The organism is Tenacibaculum sp. FZY0031 (genome assembly GCF_036350695.1).
Lineage (GTDB): Bacteria > Bacteroidota > Bacteroidia > Flavobacteriales > Flavobacteriaceae > Polaribacter.
The window spans coordinates 295,983-312,910 of record NZ_JAZDVY010000005.1 but is presented as its reverse complement, the minus strand read 5'-3'; the positions used below and the strand labels follow the sequence as shown (position 1 = coordinate 312,910).

The following is a 16,928-nucleotide window of genomic DNA, read 5'->3' as shown; positions in this document are numbered from 1 at the left end:
AATGTAGTTAAAAATCTGTTAGAAGTGTGGTAAGTTTTCGACAAAGGATTAAATTTTCCTATTTTTGGACTATGACTACAAAAGAGAGTGAGTGTAACATTCCGGAAGAAATTAATTACAAAAAGCACTGGAATGCAGCCTATGTAAAAAATCCAACTGAAAAACTAGGCTGGTTCGAAGAAAGTTCGAAAGAAACTATTCAATTACTAAAAGAATCCAACGTATCTAAAGACGCTACAATCTTAAATGTTGGTGTTGGTTCATCTATGTTAATTGATGCATTAGTAGCTGATGGATATTCAGGTTTAATAGCAAATGATTTATCTGAAAAAGCTTTAATCGATATACAAAATCGATTAGGAAAAGATGCCTCAAAAGTTAATTTTATCGCTGATGATTTAGTAACTCCAACCAAGTTACATGAGCTTGATGAAGTTGATGTATGGAATGATAGGGCGGTACTACACTTCTTTTTAAAAACCGAAGAACAAAATGCCTATTTTAACCTGCTAAAGAAGCTTGTAAAAGTAGACGGATTCGTAATTATTGCTGTTTTTGCTTTAGACGGAGCAGAAAAATGTTGTGGACTGCAATTACAACGTTACAATACGGAAATGCTACAAGAAAAATTAGGAAACGATTTTGTTTTAGTCAATAGTTTTAATCACACATTTGTAAATCCGTACGGAGGAGAACGTCCGTATGTTTATACCTTATTTCAAAGAGCCAATAAGTAATGAACGTAACCAATATCCCTTATAAAAACACAGGATTCTTTTCTAAAACAATGGAAGATTATTTAAAGGCTGATGAAAAGATGCAACCTTTTTATAACCGTTATCCGAGTTTACGAAACTTTGAAAAGCAACTAGCAGAAAAGAAAGCAACTCCTATTTCAAGCACTCAAAGAAAAAGATTGGTTGAAGTATTGAGAAAACAATACAAAGACATTGATTTGTCGTTCGACACGCAAAATAATATAGAAAGCTTACTAAAAGAGAATACGTTTACCATAACAACAGGGCATCAGTTGAATTTGTTTACGGGACCGTTATACTTTTTATATAAGATTATATCAACTATAAACATGTGCGAGCATTTGTCAATGCAATTTCCGAATGAGAATTTTGTACCTGTATATTGGATGGCAACTGAAGACCATGATTTTGAGGAAATCAATTATTTTAATTTTAAAGGAAAAAAAGTACAGTGGAATTCTGATCAAACAGGACCAGTAGGGCGTTTTACAACCGAAGGGTTACAAGATGTTTTTGAAGTGTTTGCAGAACATTTAGGAAGTTCAAAAAACGCCATTCAAATTAAAGAACTTTTTGAAAAAGGATACTTGCAACACAAAACATTAGCAGGTGCAACCAGATATATAGCCGACAAACTTTTTGGAAAGTATGGTTTGGTAATTTTAGATGCTGACGAAAGAGAGTTAAAAAGAGCGTTAACGCCTTATGTAGAATACGATTTGTTACACGAAACCTCTTATAAAGAAGTATCGAAAACAATTACAGCACTAGAACAATCATATAAAATACAAGTAAATCCGCGTGAGATAAACTTATTTTATATCACCGATAGGATTCGCGAACGTATTGTTCTTGAAAATGGAATATACAAAGTAAACAATACAGATATTTCTTGGACAAAGGATGAAATCTTAGACCATTTACATAGTCAGCCAGAATGCTTTTCGCCAAACGTAATTATGCGTCCACTATACCAAGAGGTAATTTTACCGAACTTATGTTACATAGGTGGAGGAGGAGAGTTAGCCTACTGGTTAGAGTTAAAGGCATATTTTGATAAAGTAAATGTTCCGTTTCCTATTTTGTTATTGAGAAACTCAGCTCAAATACTTTCAGAAAAGCAGTTAGGTAAGTTAGAAAAACTAAACGTTTCAGAAGAAGAACTATTTTTAAAACAAGACGACTTACTCGCAAGAAAAGTGTTAGCTAACGGCGATACTAAGGTAGATTTTACCAAGCAAAAACAGTTTTTACAACAACAATTTGATGATTTACGTGAGCTAGCTCAACAAACCGATGTTTCTTTCTTAGGAGCTGTAAATGCACAAGAAAGAAAGCAGGTGAAAGGATTAGAAAACCTTGAAAAAAGATGGTTGCGAGCAGAAAAACGACGTCAAAAAGAAATGGTTGAAAGAATCGTAGCTTTGCAAAACGAATTATTACCTAATCAAAGTTTAGAAGAGCGTCAACGTAATTTTTCAGAGTTCTATTTAGAGTATGGAGCCGACTTCATTACAATTCTAAAAGAAAACTTACATCCGTTACAACTAGAGTTTACCCTTATTACACTTTAATGAGCACAAAAAAAGGATTACATCCTAAAAACATACATAACCAAGGATACGATTTTACACTATTAGTAGAAAAGTATCCGAAACTTTCTGAATTTATCATTGAAAAGTTTGAGAAAGAGACTATTGATTTTTCTGATCCAATAGCCGTAAAAGAGTTTAATAAGGCTTTATTAGCAGCTCATTATAATATTAAACATTGGAATTTTTCTGATGAAAATTTATGTCCACCCATACCGGGAAGAGTAGACTATATTCATCATTTAGCTGATTTAGTTGCGGGTGAGGAAAACGTAACGGTGTTAGATATTGGTACAGGGGCAAGCTGTATTTATCCTTTGTTGGGAATTGCAGTATACGATTGGAATTTTGTAGCAACCGATATCGATTTAGATTCGTTAGATTATGCTCAAGATATTATAGATGATAATGGTTTTACGGATAAGGTTGAATTAAGACAACAGTTTAAAGAAGAGCATATTTTAGAAGGAATTATAGAAGCAGATGATGCTTTTACGGTAACGATGTGCAATCCGCCATTTTATAAATCGGCAGAAGAGGCGAGAGGAGCCAACCGAAGAAAATCGAGAAACTTAGGGAATAATGCAGTACGTAACTTTGCAGGAAACTCTAATGAGTTGTGGTATATAGGTGGAGAGAAAGCTTTTTTGCATACCTATTTATATGAGAGTTCTAAGTTTCCGAAAGTAAGTGAATGGTTTACGAGTTTGGTTTCTAAAAAAGAAAACGTAGAAAGCTTACAGAACTCAGGTAAGAAATTAGGAGTTAAAGAGTTTAAAGTAATTCCTATGCACCAAGGAAACAAAGTAACACGTATAGTGTGCTGGAGGTTTTTGTAGTCGGTAGCTGGTAGTCGTTAGTTTTTAGTTGAGGCGAAATTTTTTTAAAAAAGTCATAGCGAGGAGTAAGATAGCCACGTCGTTCATTTCGACTTCGCTCAATGAGCTTCTTCGCTATGACGTTTTATTATTCTTAAATACTTTTTACAAAGTCTAAGAATACTTTTTTATGAAGCGCTAAATCCATATTAGGAGAAAGTGCTACACGAGCAATATAATCTTTATCCCCTTCTTTGGTAGTTCCTTGGGTTGAGGTTGCAGGAATGGTCCAGTAACAACCTTTTAACTGTCCGTAGCTTACACAATACTTGCTTTCATTTGGTATTTCAGTAATCATTAAGTTGATAAGCTTTAAGTTTAAAGCTCTTTTATAGACTTCTTTTTCTTCCGCAGTATTTCCTTTGGTAGGAAGATCTAATGAAAATACCGATGGCGTAAATCCTTGTGCTGCTAGTTCTTCTGAAACAAAATTGATTTTAGCATCAGGTAACACTTCATGAATAAAGTTTACAAACTCACGCGTATTCTTATAAGCATCACTAATGCGTTGTGTCATTGAAGGCATTTGTGTAGCTAATATTTCATATTGAAGCGGTGTAGCCTCGTTATCGCAAATATGTAAGTGCTTTTCTATTTTTTCTATTAAAGCATTCGTTGTTTTATTTCCAACACAGTATCCAGCAGTACATTTTCCACCACTAGGGAATTTTGATCCACTAGCAAACGAAATAGTTCTAATATTGGCTAACATGTCTGTATCTCCTAAAAAGTGGACATTCGGACAAAAAGTTTGATCTAGAATAAACACAGGATCAACCGCTGTTTCACCAGTAGGAGTCGTACGTTTTTTACTCAAAACATCTCTTAAATCGGTAAGATTAGGTACTTCTACTCTTGGATTGGTCGGAATTTCTGCAATGATATACGGAACCGCATCTTGTGCTGCAATGTTAGTTAGCACAGTGTCAATACTCTCTACCATGTCGTTGTCTCCATCAACAGGTAAATCAACAATGTCTACATTGTTTAAACAAGCAGCAACACGTCTCGCTTGGTCGTTTGTACCACCATAACAGTTTGGAGGTACAACAATTTTAATCGCTTTTCCTTGATGGTTTTCAAGAGCATCATCAATCAATCCCATTAAAATGGCGTATTGTATTGAAAGTCCACTTGAAGCTACTAACGCTTTTGTACTGGTGTTGGTAATTTCATTGATGAGTTTTTCAACCTTTGCTTTGTTTTGTGCTACGTCAGTTACTGTAACCTCATACGGTTCATCGATAAGGCTTTTTAATGCTTTTAACGAATTAGATGGAGTCATGGCAATGGTTTCTCTCCTTCTTACATGTTGAATGTCTGAAATATAAGCATCGTTTTGTGCACCGTTGACCAATAATAAGCTTCCCAATTCTGGATGTGTGTTGATATAAAAATCAACGTTTGGTACAATGGTAAAGTTGCCAATAGCTTCTTGCTCAACAATCAATACGGTGCTACCATCAAACTCAGGAATAGCTTCAACACTATCCACCTTTTTTAATTCAAACTGATATCCGTATACATTTTTAATTACCTCTGCATCAAAAAAGCTAGGGATTTCATTGGTGTACACTATTTGCGTGTTTTTATTAGCAAACAAATTCGCTCTTAGCACAGCCAATACAGGAACTGTTTGTGACGAAAAACTAATTACATTTGCTGCTTTAGTGTTGTATAGTTTGGCAATCGTCCACTCTAATACAGACGATAACGGATGCCCTAAACGAATATAATCGTATGCAGTTGGCAACTCGTTTAAAGATGAAGCAGTAGCATCGTTGTTGTTATACAAATCTTCAAACTGTTCTAAAAACTGGGTTTTCGCTAGCTTTTCTACATAAATATCCAGACGGTGCGTGGTTAAGTTTAACCAATCTGCTGGCATATTTTCTACAACATTTTTTATATAAGTATGTACGTTTTTGTCTTGCATTATAGGTGTCTTTTAATAAGACTGCAAGATACGTTAATTAGATTTTTTTGGAAAGTCAGAAGAGGAGAGTTTTATTTAACTGTCGATTGGTGTAACATTGTGTAGTTTTAAAAATAATACGAATGTTATATAGTATTTAGTACTGTCAATTGTACTCAATTTCCCTTTTAACAATACTCTTTACTGTGTTATTTTCGAAAATCTTTTTTTCAACCCAATTATTAAATCTGTCAAATTTATATTCATATTTACTTGTTGAAATTAACGAATCGTTTTGATTAAAATGTTTTGAACCGGTTAAAGTTTCACAATCATATTCGTACACAGTTTTACTGTTTAGTTTTTGGTTATTATACACTTTTGTTTCAATACTTTTAATTAATTCTTTTTTGTTAAAATAACTTGTTGAAATAGAGTTTATAATAGTGTCCGATGTGTTTAAACTAATTAGAAGAAGTGAGGTTGTAGTTTTTTCTTTTGTATTGTTGCTTCTATAATAGTATTTCTCAATTTGCTCGAATTTTTCATTTCTATTATCTAAACGGCTTATTGTTTGGTCTAAAAGGTTGTTATTGTATATGTAATTAACTTCAAGAGGTAAACTGTCAATAGACATTGTAACAATCTCTTTTTCCAATTTTCCTAAACGATTGTAGATATAATTGGTCTCCATTTTTTGCCCATCAGATGGAGTGTGTCGTGTTTGAGCTAATATTTTATTACTCTTGTTAAATCTTTTATTGGTGATGACAATAGTGTCAAGATTCTTATTGTTTGAGTCTTTGTTAGCTACATTAATTGCATACTCGGTTATTTTATAAGCGCTTCTGGTAAGTCCGTTTTGAAGTAATTTAGGCTTGTTGCAACAACCGACCAAGAAGATCGAAAAAAATAATATGAATTTGTTCATGTGGTTTTAATTATCCCCGAAGGTTTAAGGTACCTGTCGTTTTAATAAATAGATATCGCCCGATAGCGAAATTATCGTTTTAAACCTTAGTAAACAAACCAAAATTTTAAGAACTCTCCGTATCCAGTTTATCTATTTCATAACTCATATATTCTTTATACAGTTTCGCGATAGACTTGGTTTCTCCAAGTATGGTAAGTACATCGTCTGTTAGTAAAACCGTAGAACCGTTAGGCGTAAAGGTTTTATCGTTTCTTTCAACCAAAGCCACTAAAACATCTTTTGGTAACTGAATATCTTTTAGCTGTTTTCCTATCATGGTGTCTTGCGGAGTTCCTTCGAGTAGTTTGATGCTTACAAATCGCTCGTTTTGTAGTAAAAACTCCTTAATTTCTCTATGACTATCCATTTTAAGCAAGGTTTTTACGATGTGCTCTCGTTCTAAAATATCAAGAAGTCTCGATAGCATACGTAATTGCTGTTTTGGGTTTTCATCAGAATTAATTAGAAAAGCACAGATTTGTATGGGCTTTTTAAACTCATAGTCTTCAGACGGAAGTGTTCCTTCAATAGGAGTTTTCGAAATTACAATCTTCATGGATGGATGCGAAACGCTTTTAAACTTGGCATGAAAAACCAAAATACCTGGTAAAGTGATGACAGATTCATCGGGTATCGACTGAAAAAACTTGTGGAGTACTCCTTCTTTGTTGAGGTCTAACTCTTGGCAAAAGTAATCAGATACCTTATTTAATATTTCATCAAAGTTAGTGGTATCCTTAATTATTTTTATTTTCGATGTAATTACGGTTTCATCAAAAGGATCGCCTTCACGAAGTCCTTTTTCTTTTAAAATGGTCATTAATTCGTTTTCCAACTCATCGTATTGGTGTCTTCCTAAAAGCGCAAACCAATGAAAGATTGCTCCTTCACGTTTAACCTTTCCTTTGGAATAAAAATGATACCAAAGTAAGCCAATAACAATAATACCTGAGGTAAAAAGTATGGGCATCCATCCTAAATAAATAATAAGGATGAATGAAATAACAATTCCGATAACTTGCATAAACGGATATAATGGAGACAAATACCCAGGATCGTACGATTCTATTTTACTTTTTCTAAATACAATAACAGAGAAGTTAATAAAGATAAAAATCAATAATTGGAAGGTACTGGCAAGCTTTACAATACCTTCTTCTGATAGTACTAGAATGAATACTATAATTAACGCTGTGGTTAAAAATATAGCGACTACAGGACTTCCTTTTTTACCAATTCTAGCCAGAATAGCAGGAAATAGTTTATCGCGTCCCATAGCAAACGGATATCGCGAGGCAGATAATAGTCCTGCATTCCCTGTAGAGGCAAAAGCGGCAAGTGCTGCTACCGACATTAATAATACTCCCACATTATCGGGTAGCCATTTAAAAAGTTGTTCAGCGGCTGTAGCAGCTGGTGCCAATTCGTTAGCAAAGGCGGTAGGCTCAATAAGAGTTACCATAATAAAAACACCCAAACCATAAATTAATCCTGTAACTACTAATGAAAGTATCATACCTAAAGGAATATTTCTTTCAGGGTTTTTAATTTCTTCTGCAACACTTACTATTTGAGTGAGCCCTAAATAAGAAACAAAAACAAAACCTATAGTGGTAAACATCCCTCCAAATCCGTTTGAAAAGAAGGGAGTAAATTGTTTGTTAATAGATTCATCGGTAATAGTATCTGAGGTGAATATAGAAAAAAGACCATCTGCAATAAAACCAACTAAAATGACTAATAGGAATATGACAAACACCTTTTGAAAGGCGGAGGTTTTTTTAGCGCCTATTAAGTTTAATGCCATAAAAAAGAGAGTAGCCACAATGGCAACTATTTTGGTAGGTACTTCCCAAAATATAGCGGCATACGCACCAATACCAATAATAGCAAAGGCTGTTTTGAGCATTAAAGCAAAATACGTACCCAGTCCGCCAATAGTTCCCATGAGTGGTCCTAAGCTTCTGTCTAAAAAAAAGTAAGCTCCTCCTGATCGTGGTAAGGCTGTTGATATTTCAGCAATACTAAACATGGTGGGTAGTATTAATACACCGGCAAGTAAGTAGGCTAAAAAGACAGAAGGCCCTGTGTAATGTGAGGCGATTCCTGGTAGTAAAAAGAAACCAGAGCTAAACATGGCTCCAGTACTTATGGCAAAAACATCAAATAATCCTAAGTCTTTTTTTAGTTTGTTCCTCATGGCTTTTGTGTTTAAGGCTTATTAGTAGGTAGTTAGACCATGAGAAGATATGAAAAAAAATACACTTTTTAGGTGCTATTTGGTTAAGATAATGTTTGTAATGTGCTCTTTTAGAGTGTTTTTACTAAAAAGGTTAGCTTTTGCTGATTGTTTTACAGGGTGAAAAAAAGTGTTGTTGTTGTCGGGGCGAGACTCCAAGCCTAATAAGGGTGATACCCCAATGGTAATAGGAGCGATATTCCTTGCCTAAGGGGAATGATTCTCCCACGGTGGTGGGAGTTGTTTTTTATGGTTTATTGGCTACCGTGTAGAAAAATGTTAGTTAAGAAATGTAGTTTAATAATATGGGAGCCATTTTTCTGAGTAGGTGGGAAATTGGCTACTTATACTAAGGGTTGGTAGTGTGAAATGTGTTTATTCAACATACTTTTTGTATTCAGCAATTTTATTGTCTAACCTTTTATTTAAGTATTCATTCTTGTTATTTAGTGTTTCATTAATTACGATAGCTTCAGATAAATAGTTTTGAATTTTATCTTTTTTCCAATGTTTTGGTGGTTCTTGAAGGTTTGTGATTCTGTCTGCTAATTTTACCATTCCAACTTCTTTTTCAAGTTTGTTTATTCGGTTCAAGCTGTCTGTCATTTTCTCTTTTTTAGAGCTTATGTTTTTATTTTTAGTCAATGCTTGCACTCCATTAGCAACTTTTTCTCCAAACATGTCCAATAACTCCGAAAAGTCGGTATCAGTATCTTCTAATGTATCGTGGAGTAACGCTAATTGAACAGCATAATTCAAATCGAAATTGTTAGCCGCATTATATGCTAAGATTATTTCCATAGCAACGTTAGCAATATGTAGCAAATAGTTAGAGTTTGTTCCAGGAACTTTTTGATCTTTGTGCTTTTCTCCAGCAAACTTTATTGCTTTTTGATAGAGTTCTTGTGTCATTTGGGGTGTTTTTCTGTTAAGAGGCTAAAACTTTTTTAATCTTTATAGTTTTCTAAGGCATATTTTACATTTTCATTTCCGCTGTCTATTAACTCCTTAATTATTTGATTGCTTTTAGGGGAGTTTATAGCCTTCAATGCATGAACACATTTTCTTAAAGTTGATTCGTTTTCATCATCGTATTTTCTGTAAATCTCTTCTTTTATAACAATTTCTTTTAGAGGCTCAGTAAACTTATCATCTTTAAAACTTCTAACTATATCAACAATATTTTCATGTTCTTCATGCCATTCAGCTAAAATAATTTCCTCAAAAACATTTATATACTCATTATCAGTACCATCATAAAAGCACACGGTAATACAAAAAGTAAGTTTATCATTATCCTTGTTTTCAATAGCTTCTCTAAATAGTTTTAAAACTTGAGTTTTATATTTTTTTCTGTTAAGAGAAATACCCTCAAAAAAGTCTTCCCCTTGTCGTAAATTTTTTTCGTAATTAGAATAAATATCAGATAGTTTCTTTTTAGGAAAGAGTTTTTTTAGCATAGTATATTATTGTTCAAAAGGATAAAAAGTAGGCGAGAGTTAGTGAATTACTTATAATAATTACAGTAAGTGGCTCTATTTCGGATTGATAAATAATATTTTTCGGTTAAACTCTTCTTCAAACTTATACAAAAAATCTAGTTCTTTTCCATATTCATCGTATTTCTCCCAAGGGGTTAATTTCTTTTCTGAGTCAAGAAAGCTTTTGATTTTTGCTAACACTTCTTTACGAAGCTGTTTGGGTATGGTATCCTCGAAATTTTCAATCCGATTGTTTTCTTCATAGTTAATCAAAACATTGTAAAACTCTAATAGTTGATTTCGGAAGTTATTTTTTATAAATATTTCAACAGAAAATTCAAGATCAGATAATTCTTGTGGTATTACCATGTCAAATATTGGGGTTACAACTAAATATGGCTCTCCCCAAGAAAATTTCTTCTCTTCTAGTGAGCATTTAGGGAGTGTATCGGTGTCTATTTTCATTTGTTTTGATTGAGTTGCTGTTTTGTTAGTTATATTGAGTAGGTTCGGACGTAGTTGTGGTTATATGTTGTTGTATGCAGTTTTTATTGTTTCTATTATCATTTTACTTAATCTGTTTTGTTGCTGAGCATTAGAAGGAAAATATTCACTTGTTAATTCAAGATTTTCTTTTTCTAAAAAGCTTTTAAACCTTGTAAAACATTTTTTAAAATGATTGTAAGTCAGGTCATTATGTTTATCTCCTAAGTCATACATTGCATTGAAAGCATTTAAAATAGCAACATAACCAGTTGTTTTCCATAAAATATTATCTAGAGGCGATTCCCAATACTCAGGGAATGTATCTCTCAAAGAGTTAAACACATTCAAAAATATTTTTAATATTACACTGTCTTCATTATTTAAAAAATATGTTCTCAAAGGAAGCGATGGAACTTCAGGAAGTTCTTCATTTCTTTTTGATAATCTATAGTCCAAATCAGGATCTTTAGTTAACAAGAAAATTAGGTGTTTTACAAAAGTACCTTGTGATAAGGTAGCTAAATCTTGATTTTCTTCCTTTTTACCTAACATTTTCAATCTATTATAAAAAGGTGATTCAGTATTTTTATTCAAAGCACGTGCAATTTCGTGTGCTGTCTTTTGAGGACTTCTATATCTTGATAAAGCAAACAAATCATATATAAGGCTCATACTAACCTTTGTTTGTTTACTATTAATAATAGAAAAAACATAAGCTTTCTCTTCTTCTGTTAAATTGAACATAAGAATTATAGGAAGTTCAAATTTATCTTTAAAATCAGATTTTAAAATTCCTTTTAGTCTATGTTGCCCATCTATAACTTCTCCTATTTTTTTATTATTGCTTAAGGGTATCTCGAAGTTATTGTTGTTTAGTGTTATATTGGCATCTTCATAAACACTAATAATTATTGGAGTAGGAAAAGTTGCATCAGGGTCAGAACAATATTTTGCTATTTCATTAATTCTTTTACTTGATTCATCTCTTTGAATTGCACTAGGACTTGCAGACCTAGGTGTAACGTGTACTAATTGACCTAAATCAGTAGCTTTCATTTTACTAAAATAGAAGCTCCCAATAGGTTGATTTATTTCTATGTAAGGTGCTACTATCATATTTTATTTCCTTTAGAATCTATTTTTAAATCTTCTGTTTTGTCGTTCATTTCATCAACTTTAGCATCATCTTTTGACGCAAAATTGTCATCTAACTCTTTATATTTATCATAATTATTTTCTAATCTTATTACACTAAAAGAATAAACAGAGATAATTATGGAGAGAAATAAGAATGTCAATTGCCACCAATCAACATTGTACGTCAAATTCTTTAATTTTTCAATATTTATGTCATTAGGTGAACTAGAATAAAAAACGCCTGCAAAAAACAATGTAAAAATTGAAACAATAATTGTTAGAATTTTGATTGATTTGAATTTTGTAGGGTGATTTTCAATCAGGTTAACAAATAGAGGGCCTAAAACAGAAGCAAGTAAGGCTATTGAATAAGTATAGAAACTTCCATTTATACTATCTAGAAATAAAGATTGTGAGAAGCTTAAATCTCCGTTAATTACTCTAATAATAAAATTAGAGAGAACTCCAATTTGTCCTGCTAGCACTGTGAATAGAAACCAAGTCAAAAAAATAAGCCAATTCTCACTTATTACTTCAAATGGTTTAGTTGATAATTGCCAAATGTTTTTCATTAGTATTTTTGTTTCTCAAATAGCATACAATTAGTTTATATACGCAATAAAATTACTTGTATATTCCTTTTACGATAGTATAAGTGGAACTTTTAGCAATTTTATTAACACTCTCAAATATAAAAAAAAGTAAGATAAAAAAATGTGACTTTTTTATCAGGTCAACACACGAAGCCTATAAGCAAAAAAAAATAGGAGTAGAAGTTAAAATCAACACTTCAAAAACTAACAAGCAAACTGTTGATGAATACCTAGAAAGTATCGAAAATATCTAGGCAGATTATAATGCTAAACAACAAGAATTAATAAATGCTAAAGACAAACAAAAAGCTGAGGGTGATGCAGCAGGAAAAGAATATCACAATGAATCAGCAGCAAACGCAAGTAGTAATGCCGTTGCTCAAAAGATTGTAAAAGGTGACAAACCCAAAGGGGATGGGGTGTAAGATATTATTAAACAAGTATTAAAAGAACAAAATATCAAACTTGATAATGATAAAAAAAACTTGGCAAAGTTTTTTTTATTTATACTGAATGCTATACTAACTAAATGAATGAAGTGAAAAAAATATCATGGATGGCACAACGCTATGCTGAACTTAAGAAAAGTCAAGAATTACAAGTAGGATTAGCTTTTGTTTTTGGCCTTATATTGGTTGGAGCTATCATCCTGAAAAACTATCTTTTTGCCATAGCAATTCTACTGTCTGCTGTAATCTATTACCAACTTAAAAAAGAAAGAAGGAGCATATATTCCTATTGAAATTACAGAAACAGAGGTTTCTATTAATAACGAATTCATTGATTTTGATATAATCTCTGCATTTTGGGTAGATGAACGAGATGCGGAAACCCCTCTATTACTTCTCAAAATTAAAAATGCTTCACCAAGTGTAAATGAACTTATTATTGAACCTGAAATATCTCCAAATGATGTAAGAGATTATTTAAATCAATTTATCAAAAAAGAAAATCTCAAATTATCTTCAGTTCTGAAGTTGATTAATTCGTTGTGATTCTAAAAAAAAATGTATTAAATATAAGGACGATAATAATCTAAGTATAAAAACTTGTTCAAAACAAGTAAATATAAGTAATTTTATCTTCTATATCTCTATGAAACAGGTGTTTAATATAATATTTTTTTTAAGAATAGATTAGTGCTTATTTATTCATTGAAATACATTTAAGTTTATATCCTTTTCTTTATTTTATCATTAGCTATTTTTTTATTTTTAAGTTTCTTTAATTTAGAATTTCCAAAACTATAATTCAAGCTTAATGAAATAGAACGAGTATATTCATTCCTAATTTGTTGATTAGAAATCTGTACTAAATTACTTCTATATTGTGTTCTGGTTTCTCCATAAGAATTAAAGATATCACTAAAATAAAGAGTGGCAGACAAATTGTTAAATGTTTTCTTAATTCCTAAATCACTTTTAAAAAGAGCATTCTCTCTTTTATAAGCTACATTTTCAATTGGACTATCATATCTTAAGGTAATAAACGCCAATAACCCCTTTTCCTTTGATAAGTAAAGTACATTGTTAACGTTAATATTATAATTTACATTATTAATTTTTGATTCTAACAAATTATCTGTTTCATCTTTAAATCTTAAAAAATTCAGACTAGTTGAAAAATTCATTTCCCATAAACCCTTGAACCAATTTTGTCTAGTATAAAATTGCACATACGTTTTAGTTGAGTTTCCGAAGTTCACATAAGTGCTTTTTTGTAATGTTTCATCATTTTCAATCACTGGAATAATAAATGTTCCAGATTGATTATCCATATAACTAAACCCACTAGAAATATAATACTTGTAATTAATAGCATACATAGCGTCAATGTTGTAATATATCACTGGTTGCAAAAATGGATTATTTTCTTCAAAATAATTAGGGTTTATATAGGTTCTCCCTGGCAATAAAGACTGTATTGATGGACGTTTGATTCTTTTTGATAGGGCTAGCGATAATACCTTTTTGTCTTTTATTTTGTAAGCAAGCGATAAATTAGGGAATAAATTTACGTAACTAGAATCAATTTTTTGCTGAGTAGTTTGGTTTTTACTTAAATAGTTGGTATTTTCAATCCTAAGCCCAAAAGTTCCATTCCATTTATCATTAAATTTCTTCGAATAGCTAACATAACCTGCTAAATAATTTTCTTGATACTTATAAGTATTTGATAAAATAGAATTTAACTCTAACCCTAAATCAGTAGAATTAAAATAAGATAAATCATTTTTAAAATTAGTTGAACTTATTTGAGCTCCTACATTTATCTTAGATTTATTATTTATTTGAGATGAGTAATCTATACTACCTGAAATGTTAAAAAATTCTTGAGGAAAAACATTTTTATATGAATTATTAGTAGAGTTTACGTCAGCAGGAAATATTTTATTAAAAGACCCTTCATCAGTGTTATCTTTTCTAAACTGATTATAATCAATATTTGCAGTTATCTTCCTTTTACCTATAGTATCCAATTTACATTCATAGAAAACATTTCCAAAATTATAAATGTAAAAGTCTTTTCCTTTTATTGGGGAAGAATATGTTGAGTCAATCATAGATTCATTCAAAGATACGTAATTAGTAACATTACTTTGAGTACTATTTCCATCAACTGCAGATATAAACCCATTAATACTCAATAAATTTTGAGTATCTATATCATAATCTAAACCAAACCCTCCTCCTAAAACAGTGTATTTTCTTTCATATTCCCCAATCGTATTCTCTTTACGGCTACCTGAACTTACTACAAGGTTATCCGTTGAATTATAATTAAAACTTCTATTCAGAAATGGAGAAATACGTATACCGATTTTTCCTTTTCTATAATTTAAAGAACCATTAAGAATTGAAGTATTAAATACATTGGCTTGTTCGCTTGTTAACCTTAAATTACCCAAGATTCCTTCATCTAATAGTCTTTTCAAATTTATATTTAAAATGCCTCCTGTCGTATTTGCAGAATACTCACTACCAGGATTTGTTATAATTTCAACATTTTTAATATTTTTAGCTGGAGTTGTTTTGAGTAGAGAAGAAATCATTTCTCTAGGTAAATTAGATTTTCTTCCATTTATAATTATTGTAGTATTCTCTTTATTTATTATTGATAGCTGATCATTCTTTGGATCAAAATTTATAAGTGGCGCAATTTTTAATAATTCAAGAGCAGACAAACCTTCTTTTAATGATTTATTAGGAGTATAAATAAATCTATCCGATTTAGTTATAATTGTTGGTTTATCTGTGTTTACCACAACTTCAGAGAGATTTATTGCTCCGCCATTTTCTATAACAAGAGTTATAAACTTATTCTTATTTAGAGGCACAGTGTCAGACTTTTCTTCTAAATATCTCGCAAAAATATAAGTGCTTTTACTAAAGGAAACAGTATCTAAAGATATTTTAAACAATCCTAAATCATCAGAAGAAACTGATTTTACTATTGTCTTCTTGTCTGCATCTAAAATATGAATGGTACTAAAAGGCAAACTTACATTATCAGCATTAATAACTTTTCCTCCAATCTCATTTTTTTCTTGAGATAGAATTGAATTAAAAACCAATAACCAACAAATAAAAAATATTTTTTTCATAACTTTTTTTTTATTACAAACAAACATAGCGAAATAAACATTTATAAAACAACAAAAACCTTATTTTTAATTATTCTAAGTTAGAATTAGAAAATAAATTAAATTAATCAAAAAAAAACAATATATTAGCAATAAGAATTGCAAATAAAAACACGGAAAAATTGCGAAATGATAACTTACATTTATATTAATTGCTCTTTGTGTTCATTTTTAAATAATGACGGTGATAGTAAATTTGATGTTTGATTAAGATGGTTAGGATTTTTGTAATTCACAGGGTTAATTAAATTACCTTATGGATTTTTAATCAATTTAATACTTAAAAATAAAATCATGAAAAACAATCTAAAATTTACATTTGATGTATCTAATTTTGAACCTATTTCTGAAGATTCAGAAAACAAGCTAATAGGTGGGTTCTCGGCAAGTTTAGCATCTAACGATTCATTTAAGGAGATTGACACAAACCAAGGTTGTAACAATTGTCAAGGAGGTAACTGTGCTTCAGGTTGTGGTGGAGGTCAAAATATTAGTTGCAATACAACTGCAGGATGTAGTAATTAAATAAAATTATTTTCTACTAACAAGTTAAATTTCTGTGCAATTAATTAAAAATTGCACAGATTTAAATTTCCCCAAAAAAAAAGTACATTATGAAAAATAATTTAAAATTAACATTCGACATATCGAATTTTGAACCTATTTCTGAAAACTCAGAAAACAAACTAATAGGTGGGTTTTCTATTAGTGTAACCTCTAAGGAATCTTTTAAAGAAACTGACCCAAACTCTGGTTGTAACAACTGTCATGGAGGTAACTGTGCTTCAGGTTGTGGAACTGGAAGCAATGTAGGGTGTAACGCCGTCGCTGGTTGCGGAGGATAAATCTAAGATTGGCTTGTTTTTATAAAATATTGTTTATCAGCTTATTTTTTGGTTTTCCAAATCCAACACTTTATAATTATGAAAAATAAATTAACATTAAAAATTTTAGATTTTGAACCAATTTTAGAAGGTTCAGAAAATAAATTAACTGGAGGGTTTTCTCTGGGATACTCATCACTTATGAAGTCTGATTATTCTATGGCAAATAATTGCTGGGGTGGTAATTGTAGGGAAGGATGTGGAAGTTGGCCGACAAATAGCGGTTGCAATGAAGTAGCAGGTTGTGGAGTTATAAAAGAATAAAACGACTCATCCTTATGTTTTTTGCTAAATTATCTGTGATCCCATAGTTATTTTCATCATCACTCGGACATTTACCCTATAAGGC

At 31.3% G+C, this 16,928-nt stretch carries 16 protein-coding genes; 6 read left to right on the top strand and 10 right to left on the bottom strand.

Annotation, left to right across the window (positions count from 1 at the left end; translation table 11 throughout):
• The first annotated feature begins 71 nt into the window (after window positions 1-71).
• Genes V1T75_RS09280 through rlmF form a run of 3 tightly spaced genes read left to right on the top strand, consistent with a single transcriptional unit; the run spans window position 72 to window position 3,189 of the window.
• Window positions 72-737 carry a class I SAM-dependent methyltransferase gene (locus V1T75_RS09280; protein ID WP_330488271.1) on the top strand — a complete coding sequence of 222 codons (666 nt, stop codon included), beginning with the start codon at window positions 72-74 and terminating at the stop codon, window positions 735-737.
• Window positions 737-2,332, top strand: coding sequence for a bacillithiol biosynthesis cysteine-adding enzyme BshC (gene bshC / locus V1T75_RS09275; protein WP_330488270.1), 1,596 nt, complete (start codon window positions 737-739; stop codon window positions 2,330-2,332). The genes V1T75_RS09280 and bshC overlap by 1 nt, the downstream gene beginning before the upstream one ends.
• Window positions 2,332-3,189, top strand: a complete 858-nt coding sequence (gene rlmF, locus V1T75_RS09270) for a 23S rRNA (adenine(1618)-N(6))-methyltransferase RlmF (RefSeq protein WP_330488269.1) — start codon at window positions 2,332-2,334, stop codon at window positions 3,187-3,189. The genes bshC and rlmF overlap by 1 nt, the downstream gene beginning before the upstream one ends.
• Window positions 3,190-3,322: 133 nt before the next feature.
• Here rlmF and V1T75_RS09265 read toward each other — a convergent pair whose 3' ends face one another.
• From V1T75_RS09265 to V1T75_RS09220, 10 genes are all read right to left on the bottom strand, one after another.
• Window positions 3,323-5,164, bottom strand: a complete 1,842-nt coding sequence (locus V1T75_RS09265) for a cystathionine beta-synthase (protein WP_330488268.1) — start codon at window positions 5,162-5,164, stop codon at window positions 3,323-3,325.
• A gap of 145 nt (window positions 5,165-5,309) precedes the next feature.
• On the bottom strand, window positions 5,310-6,074 hold the full coding sequence (locus tag V1T75_RS09260) for a hypothetical protein (RefSeq protein WP_330488267.1): 765 nt from the start codon (window positions 6,072-6,074) through the stop codon (window positions 5,310-5,312).
• Between the two features lie 106 nt (window positions 6,075-6,180).
• Entirely contained in the window at window positions 6,181-8,316 is a 2,136-nt protein-coding gene (locus tag V1T75_RS09255; RefSeq protein ID WP_330488266.1) for an amino acid permease, read from the bottom strand.
• A 414-nt stretch (window positions 8,317-8,730) separates the two neighbouring features.
• Window positions 8,731-9,267: an HD domain-containing protein gene (locus V1T75_RS09250; RefSeq protein WP_330488265.1), complete on the bottom strand. Its 537-nt coding sequence runs from the start codon at window positions 9,265-9,267 to the stop codon at window positions 8,731-8,733.
• A 35-nt stretch (window positions 9,268-9,302) separates the two neighbouring features.
• Complete coding sequence (locus tag V1T75_RS09245) at window positions 9,303-9,815, bottom strand: hypothetical protein (RefSeq protein ID WP_330488264.1); 513 nt, start codon at window positions 9,813-9,815, stop codon at window positions 9,303-9,305.
• A gap of 75 nt (window positions 9,816-9,890) precedes the next feature.
• The gene (locus tag V1T75_RS09240) at window positions 9,891-10,301 is read right to left on the bottom strand and encodes a hypothetical protein (RefSeq protein ID WP_330488263.1); all 411 of its coding nucleotides are present in this window, start codon (window positions 10,299-10,301) and stop codon (window positions 9,891-9,893) included.
• A 60-nt stretch (window positions 10,302-10,361) separates the two neighbouring features.
• Window positions 10,362-11,438, bottom strand: a complete 1,077-nt coding sequence (locus V1T75_RS09235) for a DGQHR domain-containing protein (RefSeq protein WP_330488262.1) — start codon at window positions 11,436-11,438, stop codon at window positions 10,362-10,364.
• Window positions 11,435-12,031, bottom strand: a complete 597-nt coding sequence (locus V1T75_RS09230) for a hypothetical protein (protein WP_330488261.1) — start codon at window positions 12,029-12,031, stop codon at window positions 11,435-11,437. Before V1T75_RS09230 ends, V1T75_RS09235 begins: the two co-directional genes overlap by 4 nt.
• Before the next feature lie 700 nt (window positions 12,032-12,731).
• Window positions 12,732-12,902 (bottom strand): hypothetical protein, encoded by a 171-nt coding sequence (locus V1T75_RS09225; protein WP_330488260.1) that lies wholly within the window; start codon window positions 12,900-12,902, stop codon window positions 12,732-12,734.
• Window positions 12,903-13,223: 321 nt separating this feature from the next.
• Window positions 13,224-15,656, bottom strand: coding sequence for an outer membrane beta-barrel family protein (locus tag V1T75_RS09220; RefSeq protein WP_330488259.1), 2,433 nt, complete (start codon window positions 15,654-15,656; stop codon window positions 13,224-13,226).
• 333 nt (window positions 15,657-15,989) lie between these two features.
• Here V1T75_RS09220 and V1T75_RS09215 point away from each other — a divergent pair, with 333 nt between their 5' ends.
• The 3 genes from V1T75_RS09215 to V1T75_RS09205 all read left to right on the top strand — a co-directional run bounded on the left by V1T75_RS09215 (window position 15,990) and on the right by V1T75_RS09205 (window position 16,843).
• Window positions 15,990-16,220 (top strand): hypothetical protein, encoded by a 231-nt coding sequence (locus V1T75_RS09215; RefSeq protein WP_330488258.1) that lies wholly within the window; start codon window positions 15,990-15,992, stop codon window positions 16,218-16,220.
• Window positions 16,221-16,309: 89 nt separating this feature from the next.
• Window positions 16,310-16,540, top strand: coding sequence for a hypothetical protein (locus tag V1T75_RS09210; RefSeq protein WP_330488257.1), 231 nt, complete (start codon window positions 16,310-16,312; stop codon window positions 16,538-16,540).
• Between the two features lie 78 nt (window positions 16,541-16,618).
• Window positions 16,619-16,843 carry a hypothetical protein gene (locus V1T75_RS09205; protein WP_330488256.1) on the top strand — a complete coding sequence of 75 codons (225 nt, stop codon included), beginning with the start codon at window positions 16,619-16,621 and terminating at the stop codon, window positions 16,841-16,843.
• Window positions 16,844-16,928 lie beyond the last annotated feature (85 nt).

What these genes read in the sequence shown, in the direction of transcription:
- V1T75_RS09280 (WP_330488271.1), top strand. Translation starts at nt 72, where the DNA reads ATGACTACAAAAGAGAGTGAGTGTAACATTCCGGAAGAAATTAATTAC.
- bshC (WP_330488270.1), top strand. Translation starts at nt 737, where the DNA reads ATGAACGTAACCAATATCCCTTATAAAAACACAGGATTCTTTTCTAAA.
- rlmF (WP_330488269.1), top strand. Translation starts at nt 2,332, where the DNA reads ATGAGCACAAAAAAAGGATTACATCCTAAAAACATACATAACCAAGGA.
- V1T75_RS09265 (WP_330488268.1), bottom strand. Translation starts at nt 5,164, where the DNA reads ATGCAAGACAAAAACGTACATACTTATATAAAAAATGTTGTAGAAAAT.
- V1T75_RS09260 (WP_330488267.1), bottom strand. Translation starts at nt 6,074, where the DNA reads ATGAACAAATTCATATTATTTTTTTCGATCTTCTTGGTCGGTTGTTGC.
- V1T75_RS09255 (WP_330488266.1), bottom strand. Translation starts at nt 8,316, where the DNA reads ATGAGGAACAAACTAAAAAAAGACTTAGGATTATTTGATGTTTTTGCC.
- V1T75_RS09250 (WP_330488265.1), bottom strand. Translation starts at nt 9,267, where the DNA reads ATGACACAAGAACTCTATCAAAAAGCAATAAAGTTTGCTGGAGAAAAG.
- V1T75_RS09245 (WP_330488264.1), bottom strand. Translation starts at nt 9,815, where the DNA reads ATGCTAAAAAAACTCTTTCCTAAAAAGAAACTATCTGATATTTATTCT.
- V1T75_RS09240 (WP_330488263.1), bottom strand. Translation starts at nt 10,301, where the DNA reads ATGAAAATAGACACCGATACACTCCCTAAATGCTCACTAGAAGAGAAG.
- V1T75_RS09235 (WP_330488262.1), bottom strand. Translation starts at nt 11,438, where the DNA reads ATGATAGTAGCACCTTACATAGAAATAAATCAACCTATTGGGAGCTTC.
- V1T75_RS09230 (WP_330488261.1), bottom strand. Translation starts at nt 12,031, where the DNA reads ATGAAAAACATTTGGCAATTATCAACTAAACCATTTGAAGTAATAAGT.
- V1T75_RS09220 (WP_330488259.1), bottom strand. Translation starts at nt 15,656, where the DNA reads ATGAAAAAAATATTTTTTATTTGTTGGTTATTGGTTTTTAATTCAATT.
- V1T75_RS09215 (WP_330488258.1), top strand. Translation starts at nt 15,990, where the DNA reads ATGAAAAACAATCTAAAATTTACATTTGATGTATCTAATTTTGAACCT.
- V1T75_RS09210 (WP_330488257.1), top strand. Translation starts at nt 16,310, where the DNA reads ATGAAAAATAATTTAAAATTAACATTCGACATATCGAATTTTGAACCT.
- V1T75_RS09205 (WP_330488256.1), top strand. Translation starts at nt 16,619, where the DNA reads ATGAAAAATAAATTAACATTAAAAATTTTAGATTTTGAACCAATTTTA.